Annotated in this window: 18 protein-coding genes; 7 read left to right on the top strand and 11 right to left on the bottom strand. The window is 64.0% G+C overall.

The features are described from left to right. Positions 1 to 12 precede the first annotated feature (12 nt). Positions 13 to 180 (bottom strand): hypothetical protein, encoded by a 168-nt coding sequence (locus tag LQT98_RS12235; RefSeq protein WP_231462566.1) that lies wholly within the window; start codon positions 178 to 180, stop codon positions 13 to 15. A gap of 194 nt (positions 181 to 374) precedes the next feature. Here LQT98_RS12235 and LQT98_RS12230 point away from each other — a divergent pair, with 194 nt between their 5' ends. After that, complete coding sequence (locus tag LQT98_RS12230; protein WP_231462565.1) at positions 375 to 1,274, top strand: LysR family transcriptional regulator; 900 nt, start codon at positions 375 to 377, stop codon at positions 1,272 to 1,274. A 198-nt stretch (positions 1,275 to 1,472) separates the two neighbouring features. Here LQT98_RS12230 and LQT98_RS12225 read toward each other — a convergent pair whose 3' ends face one another. The 10 genes from LQT98_RS12225 to purM form a co-directional block, all read right to left on the bottom strand. Next, positions 1,473 to 2,717 (bottom strand): uracil-xanthine permease family protein, encoded by a 1,245-nt coding sequence (locus tag LQT98_RS12225; protein ID WP_231462564.1) that lies wholly within the window; start codon positions 2,715 to 2,717, stop codon positions 1,473 to 1,475. 115 nt (positions 2,718 to 2,832) lie between these two features. Then, positions 2,833 to 3,465, bottom strand: coding sequence for a uracil phosphoribosyltransferase (gene upp / locus LQT98_RS12220; RefSeq protein ID WP_019100726.1), 633 nt, complete (start codon positions 3,463 to 3,465; stop codon positions 2,833 to 2,835). Between the two features lie 137 nt (positions 3,466 to 3,602). Further along, positions 3,603 to 4,415 (bottom strand): EAL domain-containing protein, encoded by an 813-nt coding sequence (locus LQT98_RS12215; protein ID WP_231462563.1) that lies wholly within the window; start codon positions 4,413 to 4,415, stop codon positions 3,603 to 3,605. A 123-nt stretch (positions 4,416 to 4,538) separates the two neighbouring features. Continuing rightward, positions 4,539 to 4,850, bottom strand: a complete 312-nt coding sequence (gene grxD, locus LQT98_RS12210) for a Grx4 family monothiol glutaredoxin (RefSeq protein WP_019100724.1) — start codon at positions 4,848 to 4,850, stop codon at positions 4,539 to 4,541. Positions 4,851 to 5,083: 233 nt separating this feature from the next. Continuing rightward, positions 5,084 to 6,463 (bottom strand): chloride channel protein, encoded by a 1,380-nt coding sequence (locus LQT98_RS12205; protein WP_231462562.1) that lies wholly within the window; start codon positions 6,461 to 6,463, stop codon positions 5,084 to 5,086. 111 nt (positions 6,464 to 6,574) lie between these two features. After that, on the bottom strand, positions 6,575 to 7,825 hold the full coding sequence (locus LQT98_RS12200; RefSeq protein WP_378124317.1) for an RsmB/NOP family class I SAM-dependent RNA methyltransferase: 1,251 nt from the start codon (positions 7,823 to 7,825) through the stop codon (positions 6,575 to 6,577). Continuing rightward, complete coding sequence (locus LQT98_RS12195) at positions 7,821 to 8,990, bottom strand: DUF3108 domain-containing protein (RefSeq protein ID WP_231462559.1); 1,170 nt, start codon at positions 8,988 to 8,990, stop codon at positions 7,821 to 7,823. The genes LQT98_RS12200 and LQT98_RS12195 overlap by 5 nt, the downstream gene beginning before the upstream one ends. Positions 8,991 to 8,994: 4 nt before the next feature. Continuing rightward, complete coding sequence (gene purN, locus LQT98_RS12190) at positions 8,995 to 9,624, bottom strand: phosphoribosylglycinamide formyltransferase (RefSeq protein WP_231462558.1); 630 nt, start codon at positions 9,622 to 9,624, stop codon at positions 8,995 to 8,997. After that, positions 9,621 to 9,848, bottom strand: coding sequence for a hypothetical protein (locus tag LQT98_RS12185; protein ID WP_231462557.1), 228 nt, complete (start codon positions 9,846 to 9,848; stop codon positions 9,621 to 9,623). The genes purN and LQT98_RS12185 overlap by 4 nt, the downstream gene beginning before the upstream one ends. Then, positions 9,817 to 10,854 (bottom strand): phosphoribosylformylglycinamidine cyclo-ligase, encoded by a 1,038-nt coding sequence (gene purM, locus LQT98_RS12180; protein WP_048408714.1) that lies wholly within the window; start codon positions 10,852 to 10,854, stop codon positions 9,817 to 9,819. The genes LQT98_RS12185 and purM overlap by 32 nt, the downstream gene beginning before the upstream one ends. An 85-nt stretch (positions 10,855 to 10,939) precedes the next feature. Here purM and LQT98_RS12175 point away from each other — a divergent pair, with 85 nt between their 5' ends. The 6 genes from LQT98_RS12175 to LQT98_RS12150 all read left to right on the top strand — a co-directional run. Beyond that, positions 10,940 to 12,034: an AI-2E family transporter gene (locus LQT98_RS12175; RefSeq protein WP_231462556.1), complete on the top strand. Its 1,095-nt coding sequence runs from the start codon at positions 10,940 to 10,942 to the stop codon at positions 12,032 to 12,034. A gap of 10 nt (positions 12,035 to 12,044) precedes the next feature. Continuing rightward, the gene (hda, locus tag LQT98_RS12170; RefSeq protein WP_043591991.1) at positions 12,045 to 12,719 is read left to right on the top strand and encodes a DnaA regulatory inactivator Hda; all 675 of its coding nucleotides are present in this window, start codon (positions 12,045 to 12,047) and stop codon (positions 12,717 to 12,719) included. Further along, positions 12,716 to 13,405, top strand: a complete 690-nt coding sequence (locus tag LQT98_RS12165) for a histidinol-phosphatase (protein ID WP_231462555.1) — start codon at positions 12,716 to 12,718, stop codon at positions 13,403 to 13,405. The genes hda and LQT98_RS12165 overlap by 4 nt, the downstream gene beginning before the upstream one ends. Before the next feature lie 386 nt (positions 13,406 to 13,791). Then, a complete protein-coding gene (locus LQT98_RS12160; protein ID WP_048408717.1) occupies positions 13,792 to 14,406 on the top strand; it encodes a MotA/TolQ/ExbB proton channel family protein in 615 nt (204 codons plus the stop codon). Between the two features lie 2 nt (positions 14,407 to 14,408). After that, entirely contained in the window at positions 14,409 to 14,822 is a 414-nt protein-coding gene (locus tag LQT98_RS12155; RefSeq protein WP_048408718.1) for an ExbD/TolR family protein, read from the top strand. 4 nt (positions 14,823 to 14,826) lie between these two features. Continuing rightward, positions 14,827 to 15,188: tetraacyldisaccharide 4'-kinase (locus tag LQT98_RS12150; RefSeq protein WP_231462554.1), on the top strand; the 362-nt coding region annotated here is incomplete at its 3' end.

Here is a 15,188-nt window from a genome sequence, read left to right as displayed (position 1 = left end):
GTGTAGGTTCGCTTATTTGGCTTGCAGAGCCTGGGCCGGGGCTTGCGCCTGCTTGGCGGCGATCTGGGCCTGCATGCGCTCGCGCATTTCACGGGCGTTGCTGGCGCCTTCACCGCCGGCGGTGGCAGCGCCGGACAACACGATCAAAGACAGGGCGGCAATAAGGGTGTGCTTCAACATGGTCAAAATCCTTGTGTGATTGAGTGGCTTGGCGGCGGAGAAGATGTTCAAAATGCTAGAATCGTCTCGCTTCGCCGCTAAGTGGTCGCATCGCCTTGTTTGGCGGGCTGTGCGACTTAGTGACTGAATATTAAGGATGTTTTGTCGCCGCAGATAGCGGAATGATTTGCACTGAACCATCAGTAAATTTGAATATGAAACTATCACTCGACGCTTTGCTGGTGCTGGACGCCATCGACAACCACGGCAGCTTCGCCGCCGCCGCGGACGCCTTGTTCCGGGTGCCGTCAGCGGTTACCTATACCGTGCAGAAACTGGAGCAGAGCCTGGGCGTGCAGATCTACGATCGCAGCGGCCACCGCGCCCGGCTGACGCCGGCCGGCGAGCGCCTGCTGCGAGACGGCCGTCATTTGCTGGACGCGGCGCGCCAGCTGGAACTGCGCGTCAGCAAGCAGGCTCAGGGCTGGGAGCACCAGTTGCGCATCGTGATCGGCGATCTGGTGGACTTCGCCCAGGTGATTCCCTTGATCGCGGAATTCGATCAACTGGCCTCGGCGACGCGGCTGATTTTCCGCAGTGAGATTTTCGGCGGCACTTGGGACGCCTTGTACGACGACCGCGCCGACCTGGTGATAGGCGCGCCCAATATGCCGCCGCCCGGCGATTATTTCACCCGCACCATAGGCAGCTATGATTTCGTGCTGGTGGTGGCCGCCGGCCATCCGCTGACGACGGAGGACAAGCCCTTGCCGCCGCATGTGCTGCGTCAGCACCGCGCGGTGGCGATAGGCGACACCTCGCGGCGCTTGCAGCCGCGCACCGGCGGTTTGCTGGATGGACAGGAGGTGCTGACCGTGCACAGCAGCCGCGCCAAGCTGGACGTGATCCTGGCCGGCCTGGGTAGCGGCTATCTGCCGCGTTCCATGGTGGGCCCTTATCTGGCCAGCGGTGAACTGGTGGCCAAGGAGGTGGCGGAGGATAGCCCGGACCACCAGATGTGTTTCGCCTGGAAGCAGGCGCAGCCGGGCAAGGCTTTGCAGTGGTTCATCCAGCGGCTGGAACGGGCGGTGGAGGCGGGTGAGCTGAGGCCGTGAAAAAGCCGGCGTCCGCGAGGGCGCCGGCTGGATGGGCTCAATTGCGAGCGGGTTCTTAGAGCCTGTTTACGATCTCGCGAGCTAAGGCGAGATAAGGCGAAAACGAGCGAAAAAGCGGAATGTACATACGGTACATGAGCATTCTGAGGTCATTTCCAACGCCGTATCGCGGAAGCGCAGCAGATCGTAAACAGGCTCTTACACGTCCTGGCCCTCGACGATGCCGTCATGGCTGGCGGCGCGCTTGGGCAGCAGCAGGTTCAGCACGATGGCCAGCAGCGAGCACAGGCCGACGCCGGCCAGTTCGAAATCGCCCAGCCTCAGACTGAGTCCGCCGATGCCGGCGGTGAGCACTACCGAGATGATCACCAGATTGCGCGGTTCCATCAGGTCCACCTTGGCCTCGATCAGGGTTTTCAGGCCGATGGAGGCGATAGTGCCGAACAAGAGCACCATGATGCCGCCCATCACCGGCAGCGGGATGGATTGCAGCAGCGCGTTGAACTTGCCGAAGAAGGCCATGGCGATCGCGAACAGCGCGGCCCAGGTCATGGTGACCGGGTTGAAGTTGCGGGTGATCATTACCGCGCCGGTCACTTCGGCGTAAGTGGTCACCGGCGGGCCGCCGATCAGGCCGGCCACGCAGACGCCCAGGCCGTCGCCGGCCAGGGTGCGGTGCAAGCCCGGCGACTTGGTGTAGTCCTTGCCGGTGACGCCGCCTATCGCCATCACGCCGCCGATGTGCTCGATGGCCGGCGCAATGGCCACCGGCAGCATGAACAGCGCGGCCGCCCAGTTGACTTCCGGGCTGTGGAAGGCCGGCATCGCGAACCACGGCGCGGCGGCCAGCTTGGCGAAGTCCACCACGCCGAACAGCGCGGCGGCGATATAGCCGACGATGACGCCGGCCAGAATGGGCACCAGTTTGAACAGGCCGCGCGCGAAGATGGAGACCACGATGGTGGTGCTCAGCGAGATCGCCGCCAGCAGCATCGACACGCCATAAGGCGTCGCCTGCTTGCCGCCGGCCAGGCCCATCGCCATGCCGGATGCGGCGGTGGCCACCGACAGGCCGATGATCATGATCACCGGGCCTATCACCACCGGCGGCAGCAGCCGGTTGACGAAGTCTATGCCGCGCCAGCGGACCACGGCCGCGAACAGGAAGTACATGAAGCCGGCGCAGAACAGGCCGAACAGCGTCGCGCCCTGGCCCCAGGTGTGCATCGAATAGATGATGGGGCCGATGAAGGCGAAGGAGGAGCCCAGGAAGATGGGTACCTGGCGACGGGTGCATAGCTGGAACAGCAGGGTGCCGACGCCGGCGCCCAGCAGCGCCATCGCCGGATTGAGGCCGGTCAGCAGCGGCACCAGCACCAGCGCGCCGAAGGCGACGAACAGGATCTGGGCGCCGGACACGGCCAGTTTCAGTTGTTGGAACATGCGAGATTTCCTCTGGTCGTTTCTATTGGTTTTTTTGGGGTGCGGCGGCTTGCGCGCGGGCGCAAAAAAGCGCCGCTTCCGGTAATGGGAGCAGCGGCGCTGGATGGGCTCATGATCAGGCTTGCTTGGTGCCGAAGATCTTGTCGCCGGCGTCGCCGAGGCCGGGGATGATGTAGCCGTGCTCGTTCAGGTGGCTGTCGAGCGAGGCCGCGTAGATCTGCACGTCCGGGTGGGCGTCGTTGACGATCTTCACGCCTTCGGGCGCGGCCACCATCACCACCGCCTTGATCTGCTTGCAGCCATTGCGCTTGAGCAGGTCTATGGTGGCGACCAGGGAGCCACCGGTGGCCAGCATCGGGTCGATGATGATGGCGATGCGCTCGTCCAGATTGCCGACGAATTTCTCGAAGTAGGACACCGGTTCCAGCGTTTCTTCGTTGCGGGCCAGGCCGACCACGCTGATCTTGGCCGAGGGCACCAGGTCGAGCACGCCGTCCAGCATGCCGATGCCGGCGCGCAGGATGGGGACCACGGTGACTTTCTTGCCCTTGATCTGCTGGACGTCGATCTTGCCGCACCAGCCATCTATGGTGACGCTTTCCAGTTCGAAGTCGCGGGTGGCTTCATAGGCGAGCAGGCGCGCCAGTTCCTGGGTCAGCTGGCGGAATTTCATGGTGCTGGTATCGGCTTCGCGCAGCAGGCCGAGTTTGTGTTGCACCAGCGGGTGCTGGACGACGGTGATGTTCATGAGACGTTCCCATACCTTGGCAAAGAGCTGCTTTCGGCGCGGGCGCGCCGAAAGCAGCTCTTGGTATTAATTATGAAACCGGCAGCCTTCATTGCTATCGGGCTGCCAGTGCGGGGTATTTGGTATGGGGCGGTATTTTACCCCTTTTCCCATTCCGAAATCCACTGTAAGAATTCCGCGGCGGCGCAGGGCGCGCTGCAGATATAGCCCTGTACCGCGTCGCAGCCCAGCTCGGTCAGCGTGGCCAGGTCAGCGCTGTCCTCCACGCCTATGGCCACGGTGGTGAGGCCGGCGGCCTTGGCCAGGCTGATGTCCTCGCGCAATATGGCTTGCAGATGCTGATTGGCGTTGACGCCCTGCACGAAGGCGCGATCCACCTTCAGCATGCTGAAATGGCTGCTCAGCAGCTTGTCGGTCAGGGTGACGCCGATGCCGAATTCGTCTATGCCGGTGCCGAAACCGGCCGCGCGCAGCTGGGCCAGCTTGGCGTCGGCCTTGAGCCAGTGCTGGCGCAGCGTGGATTCGGAAAACTCCAGCGTCAGCTTGGCCGGCTCCAGTCCCAGGATGCGCACTTTCTGCTGCAGTTGATCGCACAAGCTGTCATCGTCCAGCGACATCGAGGTCAGGTTGATGCTGACCGGGATGTCGTGGCCGCGCTCCTGCCAGTCGCTGCAGGCGTACAGCGATTTCTCCAGTATCAGTTCGGTCAGCTCGCGTATCATGCCGCGCTCTTCCATCGCCGGCACAAAGCTGACCGGCGACAGCACGCCCAGCGCCGGGTGTTGCCAGCGCGCCAGCGCTTCGGCCGCGATCACCTTGCGGCTGGCGATATCGACTATGGGCTGGAACCAGGGAATGAGCTGATCGTTGACCAAGGCGCGCCAGATTTCTTCTATCGGCATGGCGTTGGCGGGTGCGGAGGCGGGGGAGTGGTCCTGATGTGTCGGCATGAGTTGACTAGGGAGCGCGGTTATCACCCTGATTGTATGACATGCTTAATGTTTTCGAAACGCGAAATGCCGTGGCAAAAATAAAGGTCCCGGCCGGAGCCGGGACCTTGGCGGAGCGCTGAATCACAGGTCTTTCAGCAATTCCTGCAGTTCGCCGTTCTGGAACATTTCATACATGATGTCGGAGCCGCCGACGAATTCGCCCTTCACATACAGCTGCGGAATGGTCGGCCAGTTGGAGAAGTCCTTGATGCCCTGGCGGATGTCTGCGTCCTGCAGCACGTCCACGGTGACGAACTGTTCCAGGCCACAGGCCTTGAGAATCTGCACCGCGCGGGAGGAAAAACCGCATTGCGGGAATTGGGCCGAGCCCTTCATGAACAGCACCACCGGGTTGTCGGTCACGGTTTGCTGGATGGTTTGTTGCGCGCTCATCTATGGTCCTTGCTGGGATTGTTAATCTGGCTGCGGGTTTGCGCCTGAGAGCCTGTTCAAAGTCTGCTGCGCTTCGGTAGAGACATGGCACGATGAGTACCGGCTTCAGAATGCTCGTGTACCACTTGTACATTCCGCTTCTTCAGCCGTTTTCGCCTTGTCTCGCCTTTGCTCACGAGACTTTGAACAGGCTCTGATAGCGGCGGAATACCCGAGCGTTTCAATGGGTTATTCTACTTTTCGTCCGCGCGCGGGTCAATTTGCTTGACCGCTTGCGGCTGGTTCGCGTGCCACTGGCGCAGGAAGATGTGCACCTGGCCGTCGTACAGCGCGCGGCGGGTGATCAGCCGCGACACATTGGACGCCAGCAGCGCGGTGGCCATCAGCGGAATGATCATCGCCGAGGAGTCGGTCATTTCCATCACGATGATGAAGCCGGTCATCGGCGCGCGGGTCATGCCGGCGAAAAAGCCCACCATGCCCAACAGCACGATCAAGGTCTGCGGCAGGAAGGGCAGCAGATTGGCCATGTTCAGGCCGAAGCCGGCGCCCACCGCCAGCGAGGGCGCGAACATGCCGCCGGGCACCGCGCTGATGAAGCTGATGAACATGCTGAGCAGCTTGAGCAGGCCGTAGCCCTGCATGCCGGCGCCGCTGCCCTCGATGATTTCACGGGCGCGGAAATAGCCGGTGCCGAAGGTGATGCCGTCGCTGGCGATGCCTATCACCGCCAGCGCCAGGCCGCAGCCGGCGGCGAACAGCACCGGTTTTTGCTGGCGCCAGCCGTGCAGCGGGCCGGGCAGGCGCTGGGTCAGCGCCAGCATGATGCGGCAGCAGACGCCGCCGAGCAGGCCGCCGATGACGCCGCAGACCGGAATCGCCAGCCAGGACTGTTCCAGCTCCATATTCACCGACACCATGCCGAAATAGCTGTAATTGCCGAGGATGGCGGTGGCGGTGAGGCCGGACACGATCACCGATAGCAGGATGGTGGAACTGGCGCGCAGGTCGAAGGTGCGGCCCATTTCCTCGATGGCGAACACGATGCCGGCCAGCGGCGCGTTGAAGGCGGCGGCCACGCCGGCGGCGCCGCCGGCCAGGATGAAGCTGCGCGCCGCGCCCTCGTGGCGCAGCGCCGCGTGGCGGTTCAGCGAATACTTGATCGCCGCGCCCACTTGCACGATGGGGCCTTCATAGCCGAAGGTGGCGCCGGAGCTGATGCCTATCAGGGTCAGCAGCATTTTGCCTATGGCGGCGCGTATGGTCAGGATGCGTTCGCGCAGCGCCTGCATGCCGCCTTCCAGCGCGGCGATGGATTGCGGGATGCCGCCGCCGGCGGAGCCGGGGAAGTAATGGCGCATCAGCCAGATGGCCAGCGCCAGGCCGGCCGGGGTGATCAGCAGGCTCCAGTACGGCGAATTGTCGTAGATGCGGGTGAAGATGGCGTGCGACAGATGGCTGCCGTTGGCGAAGACGCTGGCCATCAGGCCTATCAGTATCGCGGCGGTCCAGATCGGGATGTGGCGGCGCCACAGTACTGCGGACAAGTAGAGGTAGCGCAGGCGGCGCTGAACGCGGCTGCGGACTTGTCTGGCAGTGGGAGAGTCTGGCATGGAGCCGGCCTTTGCGGATGAATATGTGAGGTTTTGCTAATATTCAATGGTAAGGCGTATTGCCCGGAATGACAAACCCCGACCGCATCAAGGGCCGGGGTTCATGCATGCTCAGGCAGTTTTTTCCAGCACCGCGGCGAAGAAACCGTCGGTATTGTGCTGCTGCGGCTTCAGTTCCAGGTAGTCGCCCATTTGCAGCGGGATCTTCTGCTCCGCCAATACCTCGTCCATTTTCACCAGCTTGAACTCGGGATGGTCGGCCAGGAAGGCGGCGACGATGTCCTGATTCTCCTGCGGCAGCAGGCTGCAAGTGGCGTAGACCAGGCGGCCGCCGGCGCGCACCAGCCGGCAGGCGGAGGCCAGGATGGACGCCTGCTTGGCGTTCAGCTCGGCCACGCTGTCCGGGCTCTGGCGGAATTTCAGGTCCGGGTTGCGGCGCAGCGTGCCCAGGCCGGAGCAGGGCGCGTCCACCAGCACGCGGTCGGCCTTGCCGGCCAGGCGCTTGACCTTGGTGTCGTTTTCCGAGGCCAGCAGCTGCGGATGGACATTGGACAGGCCGGAGCGCGCCTGGCGCGGCTTCAGCTTGGCCAAGCGCTTTTCCGAAACGTCGAACGCGTACAAGCGGCCGCTGGAGGCCATCTGCGCGCCCAGCAGCAGGGTCTTGCCGCCGGCGCCGGCGCAGAAGTCGACGACCATTTCGCCGCGGCGCGCGCCGGTGATCAGTCCCAGCAGCTGGCTGCCTTCGTCCTGCACTTCGAACACGCCGGCCTTGAACAGCTCGTGCTTGGCCAGCGAGGGCTTGCCCTTAAGACGAATGCCCAGCGGCGAGTAGGGCGTGGCTTCGCATTCGAGGCCGTCGGCCTGCAGCCGGCCCAGCAATTCGTCGCGCTTCATTTTCATGGTGTTGACGCGCAGGTCCAGCGGCGCGCCTTCGGCCAGGCCCTTGCCCAGCGCGATCACTTGCTCCGGCGTTTGCTCGCCCAGGCGTTCTATCACCCACTGCGGCAGTTCGGCGTCCACTTCCAGGCTGGCCGGCAGCGCCTTGCCCTTGATCTGGCCCAGCCATTCCTTTTCGCCGGCGCTGGCGGCGTCGCCCAGTTCCTTGACGTTGAGCTTGTGGATCTTCAGCAGGGCCACCAGGGCCAGCCGGCGCGGGGTGGCCTTGTCCGGCGCAATCAGCGCGCGCAGCTGCAAGAGGCGGCGCAGCGCGCCGAAGGCGGTTTCGGCGATGATGTGGCGGTCGTTGGCGCCCAGCTTGCTGTGTTCGCGGAAATAGGCCGACAGCACCGCGTCGGCCGGGCGGTCGAAGCGTATCATCTGGCCGATGACGGTTTCGATATGTTTCAGTTGATGGTGATTAATAGTCATTCTTGTGTTTTCTCGTGGGTTGCGGCGGCAGCTTCCATTGCGGCGCGCCGTTCACATCGATGCGGATGGCTCTGAAGTCGATTCGCTTGTCTTTGTCGGTGCGTGTGATGCGCACCGGCAGATTGGAGAATTCCGGCGCCAGCCAGAATTCGTTGATATCGCCGTCGCCCTCGGCACGGAACACGATGACCCGGATCTTGCCGGCGCCGGTGTCGTAGTCGGTTTCGCCGCTGGGGTGCATCGGGTATTCGTACACTTTTTTGCCGGTGGTGATCTGGATGGGCGCGGGGCCCAGTTCACCGCCTTTCAGCCCTAGCTGGAAAGCCAGGCTGAATATATCCTGCGCGCCGGGCTTCAACTCCAGCAGCTTGTCGCCCTGGTCGCCGTAGCGCAACTGACCCGCATTGTAGTCGAAATGCGCGGACTCTTTGGCTTGGCCGCCACGCCAGGCTTGCAAGCTATCCGGCAGCAGCCCGGATTTGGCCTTGAAGCGGCCTTCCGACAGATAGCGCAGCTTCGGGCCGGCGATGAAGGGGGTGCCATTGACGTCCAGCCGGTAGCTGCCGTCGCCGCGGCTCCACTCCAGCGTGGCGGTGCCGGCCATGATGGACCCCCAGAATAGCTGGTAGCTCAGCGTCGCCTGGCGCGGAAAGCCGCGCAATTTGCCCTTGGGATGGACATAGCCGTCATCGGCGGCGGTTTCGGCCGCCGGCGCGCTGGCCTCCTCCTTGTCGTTCACCGCCATCTCGGCCGCGACCGGCTCCGACGAGGCGATCTTGATGTCGGCGTCCGGCGCCGCAGTCTCGGGCTTGGCTTCCGCCTGCGGCGCGCTGCTGTCCTTGCTTGGCTGCGCCTGGGCGAGGATGGGCTCCGACGCCGCCTGCGGCGCCGACGCCTCCATCTTCTTGGCGGCGGGCTTGGGTTTGGCCGGCGCCGGTTTGGGCGTGGCCGGCCGCAATTGGGCGACCGCGCCTTGCGGCTCCGGCTTGGCCGCCGGCTCATCGGCGTCCAGCGCCTGCATCTTGACGCTGATGCTGCGCAAGTCCTGATCCGGCGGCAGTTCCAGCTGCACTTCCGGCAGCAGGCCGGAACCCAGCACGCCAAGGTGAATGGCGAGCGACAGGGCCAGGGCCAGCAGGATCAGGCGACGGCTGCTCATGGACTCAGGGCGCGGGCGCCATCAGGCTGCCGGCAACGGCCGCGCGGCTGGCGATCTTGCCGGCGACGATGTTCAGCTCGCCGGCGACGAAGCGACGCACCGCGGCCGGGTAGAGCTGGTGTTCCAGCTGCAGCACGCGCTCGGCCAGCGTGGCGGCGTTGTCGCCGTCCAGCACTTCCACCACGCCCTGGGCGACGATGGGGCCGTGGTCCAGCTCGGCGGTGACGAAGTGCACGGTGCAGCCGGCCACCTTGCAGCCCATCTCCAGCGCGCGCTGGTGGGTGTTGAGGCCGGTGAAGGCCGGCAGCAGGGACGGGTGCACGTTCAGCATGCGGCCTTCGTAGCGGCGGGTGAAGCCGGCGCTGAGGATGCGCATGAAGCCGGCCAGCACCACCAGGTCCGGCTGGTGGTCGTCTATCAGTTGCGCCAGCGCGGCGTCGAAGTCTTCGCGGCTGGCGAAGGCCTTGTGGTCCAGCGCGGCGGTGGCGATGCCGCGCTCGGCCGCCCAGGCGAGGCCGGCGGCGTCGGGACGGTTGGAGATCACTGCGGCGATGCGCGCGCCGGCGATCTTGGCGTCGACGATGGCCTGCATATTGGAGCCGCGGCCGGAAATCAGGATGACGATATTCTTCATGATGGAATCGACGGAGACGTTGCCAGATAGTGTTCCCAGTCGGCGGCATCGGTGATGCAGCGCAACTGCTGTTCGTGCCAGCCGCCGCCCAGGTCCAGGCAGCGGTCGAGCTCGGTCAGGATGACGGCCTCGCGATAAATGACAAACGCCGCCAGCAGGGCCAGCGGCGCCAGTAGCATCCAACGCAGCGCTTTAGGCGATCTGAGTTTGATGTTCGCCTCCATCGCGGGCGCGCACCGCGCCGATCCGGTACACGGTCTCGCCTTCGGCCTGCAGCAGCGCGGCGGCCTGTTCGGCGTGTTCCGCCGCCACGATCACCACCATGCCGATGCCGCAGTTGAAGGTGCGGTACATTTCCTGGCTGTCGACCTTGCCCTCTTGCTGCAGCCACTGGAACAGCTTGGGCTGCGGCCAGGCGGCGGCGTCGATCTGGGCGACGACATGTTCCGGCAGCACGCGCGGAGTGTTCTCGGTGATGCCGCCGCCGGTGATGTGGGCCATGCCCTTGACCGGCAGCGCCTGCATCAGCTTGAGCAGGGGCTTCACATAGATGCGGGTGGGGGCGATGATGGCGTCGCGCAGGCTGCGGCCGTCCTCGAACGGTGCGTCCAGCTCAGGCTGGGCGCGGTCTATGATCTTGCGCACCAGCGAGTAGCCGTTGGAGTGCACGCCGTTGGATTTCAGGCCCAGCACCACGTCGCCCGGGGCGATGTCGCGGCCGCTGATCACGGCGCTCTTCTCCACCACGCCGACGGCGAAGCCCGCCAGATCGTATTCGCCGGTCGGGTACATGCCGGGCATTTCCGCGGTCTCGCCGCCGATCAGCGCGCAGCCGGCCTGTTCGCAACCAGCGGCGATGCCCTTGATCACGTCGGTGGCTTGAGGCACGTCCAGTTTGCCGCAGGCGAAGTAGTCGAGGAAGAACAGCGGTTCCGCCCCTTGCACCAGGATGTCGTTGACGCTCATTGCCACCAGGTCGATGCCCACGGTATCGTGACGATTCCAGTCGAAGGCCAGTTTCAGCTTGGTGCCGACGCCGTCGGTGCCGGAAACCAGCACCGGCTCCTTGTATTTCTTGGAAATCTCCACCAGTGCGCCGAAACCGCCGATGCCGCCGATCACCTCCGGGCGCATGGTGCGCTTGGCATAAGGCTTGATGTTCTCGACCAGCGCGTCGCCGGCATCAATGTCGACGCCGGCATCACGGTAACTGAGGGAAGTGGTGTTCAAGGTAAACTCGCTTTCTGCAAACTTGAAGTATTTTTACATCAAGCTTTCGCCGACGCGAAAGCAGCACATTTTAACTGAAGTCGAGATGAAACGCTCCCAAAACCGTCTGATTCCCTGGGTCATCGGCGCAACAGCGCTGCTGTTCGCCGGCTGGCTGCTGCAGCAGTTGGCGGCCGCGCTGACGCCGTTCGCGGTGGCCGCGGTGCTGGCCTATGTGCTCAATCCCGCGATGCGCTATCTGGCCGGCAAGGGTTTGCCGCGCGCCTTGGCCGCCGGCCTGCTGACACTGGCCGGCATGGCCGCCACCATCGCCTTGCTGCTGGTGGTGGCGCCGATGCTGTTCAAGCAGACCCAGGGCCTGATCGATCGATTGCCGGTGCTGGTCGATTTCGTCCAGGGGCGGGTGCTGCCCTGGCTGCGCGCCGAGTTCTCCATCCAGCTGGAACTGGACGTCGCCGGCTGGAAGCGCCTGCTGGCGGACAATGCCGGCGCCTTGAAGAGCGCGCTGTCGGCGGTGGCGCTGCGCGCCACCCAGAGCGGCGTCATGCTGGCCGGCCTGCTGTTCAATCTGCTGCTGTTGCCGGTGCTGCTGTTTTACTTTCTGCAGGACGGGCCGCGGATGGCGGCGCTGCTGGCCCGCCTGGTGCCGCTGCGCTGGAGCGATCAGGTGAGCGGGCTGGCGCGCGAACTGGACCGGGTGCTGGGCGAGTTCCTGCGCGGCCAGCTGTCGGTGATGCTGATCATGGCCGTGATCTTCGCGTCCAGCCTGGCCTTGCTGGGCCTGGAATCCGGCATCGCCATCGGCGTGGTGGCCGGCCTGCTGGTGTTCATCCCCTATCTGGGCACTTTTCTCGGCTTCGCGCTGGCAGGGCTGGCGGCGGTGCTGCAGTTCGACTCCGCCGGCGATGTGCTGCTGGTGCTGGCCGTATTCGGCGCCGGGCAGTTGCTGGAGAGCCTGCTGATCACGCCCTGGCTTGTGGGGGAGCGGATAGGCCTGTCACCGGTGGCGGTGATCTTTTCCCTACTCGCTTTCGGGCAGTTATTGGGCTTCGCCGGCCTGCTGCTGGCGCTGCCGATGGCCGCCGCAACCTTGGTGATCTGTCGCTTTCTGGCGCGCGCTTATTTCAACACTCGCTTTTATCAGCGTAAAATCAGGAATAGACATCAAAACCTAGTTTGATCGCCTTCACTTGGACCAGTTAATACTTGATTTGACGCCCACCCCCTTGCCGGCCTTCGACAACTTCCTGGCCGAACGCAATCGCGAGGTGATTACCGCGCTGACGGCCGAGGCCGGCGAGCGCTTCATCTATCTGTGGGGCGAGCCCGGCTGCGGCAAGACGCATCTGCTGCAGGCATGGATCGCGCACGCCGAGCGGCTGGGCCGCGCGTCCATTTATCTGGACGGCAAGACCGAGCATCTGCCTGACTTCGCGCGCGAGGCCAGCTTCATCGCCGTCGACCATGTCGACGACCTGGCGCCGGACGACCAGATCACCCTGTTTTCCTTCTACAACTCGCTGAAAGAGAGCGGGGAGTCGCGGCTATTGATGGCCGGACGCCAGCCGCCTATGGCCTTGGCGGTGCGCGACGATCTGCGCACCCGGCTGGGCTGGGGCCTGGTGTTCGAGGTCAAGGCGCTGTCGGACGAGGACAAGCTGGCCGCCTTGCGCAGCCACGCCGCCAGCCGCCAGCTGTCGATTCCGGACGATGTCTACCGCTACCTGCTGACCCATTGGCGGCGTGACCTGTCCAGCCTGATCGGCATGATTGACATATTGGACCGCTATTCTCTGGCGATGCGGCGGCCTATCACCGTGCCGCTGGTGAAAAACGTTTTGCAAACCGCAAGCCCGGAACCATGACCCATACCTCTTCCCGACGCAATCTGGCGCTGTTCGACCTGGACCACACTCTGATCGCCGGCGATTCCGACTTCGAATGGCCGCGCTTCCTGATCCAGCGCGGCATTCTGGAGCAGGCGCGCTACGATGAGCGCAATAATCACTTCTACGAGCAGTATCGACAGGGCACGCTGGACATCCACGAGTACCTGACGTTCGCGCTGGAGCCCTTGAAGCACTTCAGCCGCGCCGAGCTGGACGCGCTGCACGCCGATTACCTGGAACAGCACATCAAGCCCATCATCACCCGCAAGGCGCGCGAATTGCTGGCCGCGCACGCGGCCCAGGGCGACGAAATCATTATCATCACCGCCACCAACCGCTTCATCACCGGACCGATCGCGCGTGAACTGGGCGTGGAACATCTGATCGCCATTGAGCTGGAAGAAGAGGAAGATGGACGCTTCACCGGCTGCGTCAGCGGCGTGCCCAGCTTCCAGCAGGGCAAGATCACCCGTTTGCAGCAATGGCTGGATGAGCGCGGCCTGAGCATGGACAGCTACGAGCAGAGCTTTTTCTACAGTGATTCGCATAACGATCTGCCGCTGTTGAAGCTGGTGGATCAGCCGGTGGCGGTTGACCCGGACGACACCTTGCGCGCCCATGCCGAGCAACAGGGCTGGCGCGTGATTTCGCTGCGCGATTGAGCTCGGGCTTATCCACAGTCGTGGCGGAATAACCTTGTGGATAACTGTGTGGATTGCTTGCCCGGGCTTGGCTTTTGCTGGAGAAGGTTAAAAAAGCGGCAGTGACCAATCGTGGTCGTGGAATTGATAGATTTGCTTGAAAGCCTTGCCTGGCGCGGCTTTGACCGGGGCGGGCCTGAAATGGCTAGCGGTGGATTGCCGCAAAGATTCGAAAGTCTTTATAAAATACCGGCTTAGGCTGCTTTGTTGACAACTGTGCGCAACTTTCGCCGCTAAACGCCTGTTTGTGGCTGCCGTGGCCCGCGCGCGCAGCGGCGGCGGTTGCGGAGGCGGTGTCGAAACCGCTAAAGTTTGACGTTTGCCATCGTTTTTTGGAGAACTTCCTCGTGTGGTCAATCATTGAAGCGGCCGGCTGGCCGATCTGGACCATCATCACCGCCTCGGTGGTGTCGCTGGCGATCATCTTTGAACGGCTGTTCAGCCTGAGAAAAAGCGGCGTGGCGCCCGAGGGCCTGCTGGGCCAGGCCTTGCAGGAATACCGCCGCGCCGGCGCCAGCGATGAACTGCTGGGCAAGTTGCAGGCGCATTCGCCGCTGGGCCGCCTGTTCTGCGCCGGCCTGCGCAATGTCGGCGGCAATCGCGAAGTGATGAAAGAGGCGATAGAGGACGAGGGCCGCGTGGTGGCGCATCAGCTGGAGCGCTTCCTGACCACCTTGGGCACCATCGCCGCGATGGCGCCGCTATTGGGCCTGCTGGGCACGGTGATAGGCATGATCGAGATCTTCGGTTCGCAATCGCCGGCCGGCACCAATCCGCAAGCATTGGCACACGGCATTTCCGTCGCGCTGTACAACACCGCCTTCGGCCTGATCGTGGCGATTCCCAGTATGATGTTCTACCGCCATTTCCGCTCCAAGGTGGACGGCTTGCTGGTGGACATGGAATCGCAAGCAGTCAAGCTGGTGGAAGTGCTGCACGGCGAGCGCAAAAACGGAGGCTGAGCATGAATTTTCGCCGAGGCCGCAGCCGCGAAGAGCCGGAGATCAACTTCATCCCGCTGATCGACGTGCTGCTGGTGATCCTGATCTTCCTGATGGTCACCACCACCTATTCCAAGTTCGCCGAACTCAAGATCAATCTGCCGGCCGCCCAGGGCGAGCAGGCCAAGACCAAGTCGTCGGAAATCACCGTGGCGGTGTCCGCCAATGGCGAGATGGCGGTGGGCGAGGCCAAGCTGGCCGCCGGCGACAAGGCGGCGCTGCTGAACAAATTGAAGGACGAGGCGGCGGGCAAGAGCGATGTGATCGTCATCGTCAACGCCGACGCCAAGGCCACGCATCAATCGGTGGTGACGGTGATGGAGGCTGCGCGCGAGGCCGGCCTGAATCAGCTGACCTTCGCCACGCGCACGCAATAGCCGCATGCACTGGATAGAACGGCACTGGTATCGGCCGCGCTGGTGGCTGACAGCCCTTCTGGCTCCGCTGGAAGGGCTGTTTGTCCTGTTGGCGGCGGCCAGGCGGCTGGCTTACCGTCGCGGCTGGCTGAGCGCGGAGCGCCTGGCCGCGCCGGTGGTGGTGGTGGGCAATATCAATGTCGGCGGCGTCGGCAAGACGCCGTTGACGCTGAGCCTGCTGCGCGATTTGCAACAGCGCGGCGTCAAGGCGGGCGTGATCAGCCGCGGCTATGGCGGCAGCCACCGCCAGCCCACGCTGGTGCTGGCGGATAGTTCGCCGGAGGAGGTGGGCGACGAGCCCTTGTTGCTGGCCGCCAGCGGCGCGCC

Origin of the sequence: Chromobacterium aquaticum, assembly GCF_021129195.1 — a bacterium.
Taxonomy (GTDB): Bacteria; Pseudomonadota; Gammaproteobacteria; order Burkholderiales; family Chromobacteriaceae; genus Chromobacterium; species Chromobacterium aquaticum.
This window is presented reverse-complemented; position numbering and strand designations above follow the sequence as displayed.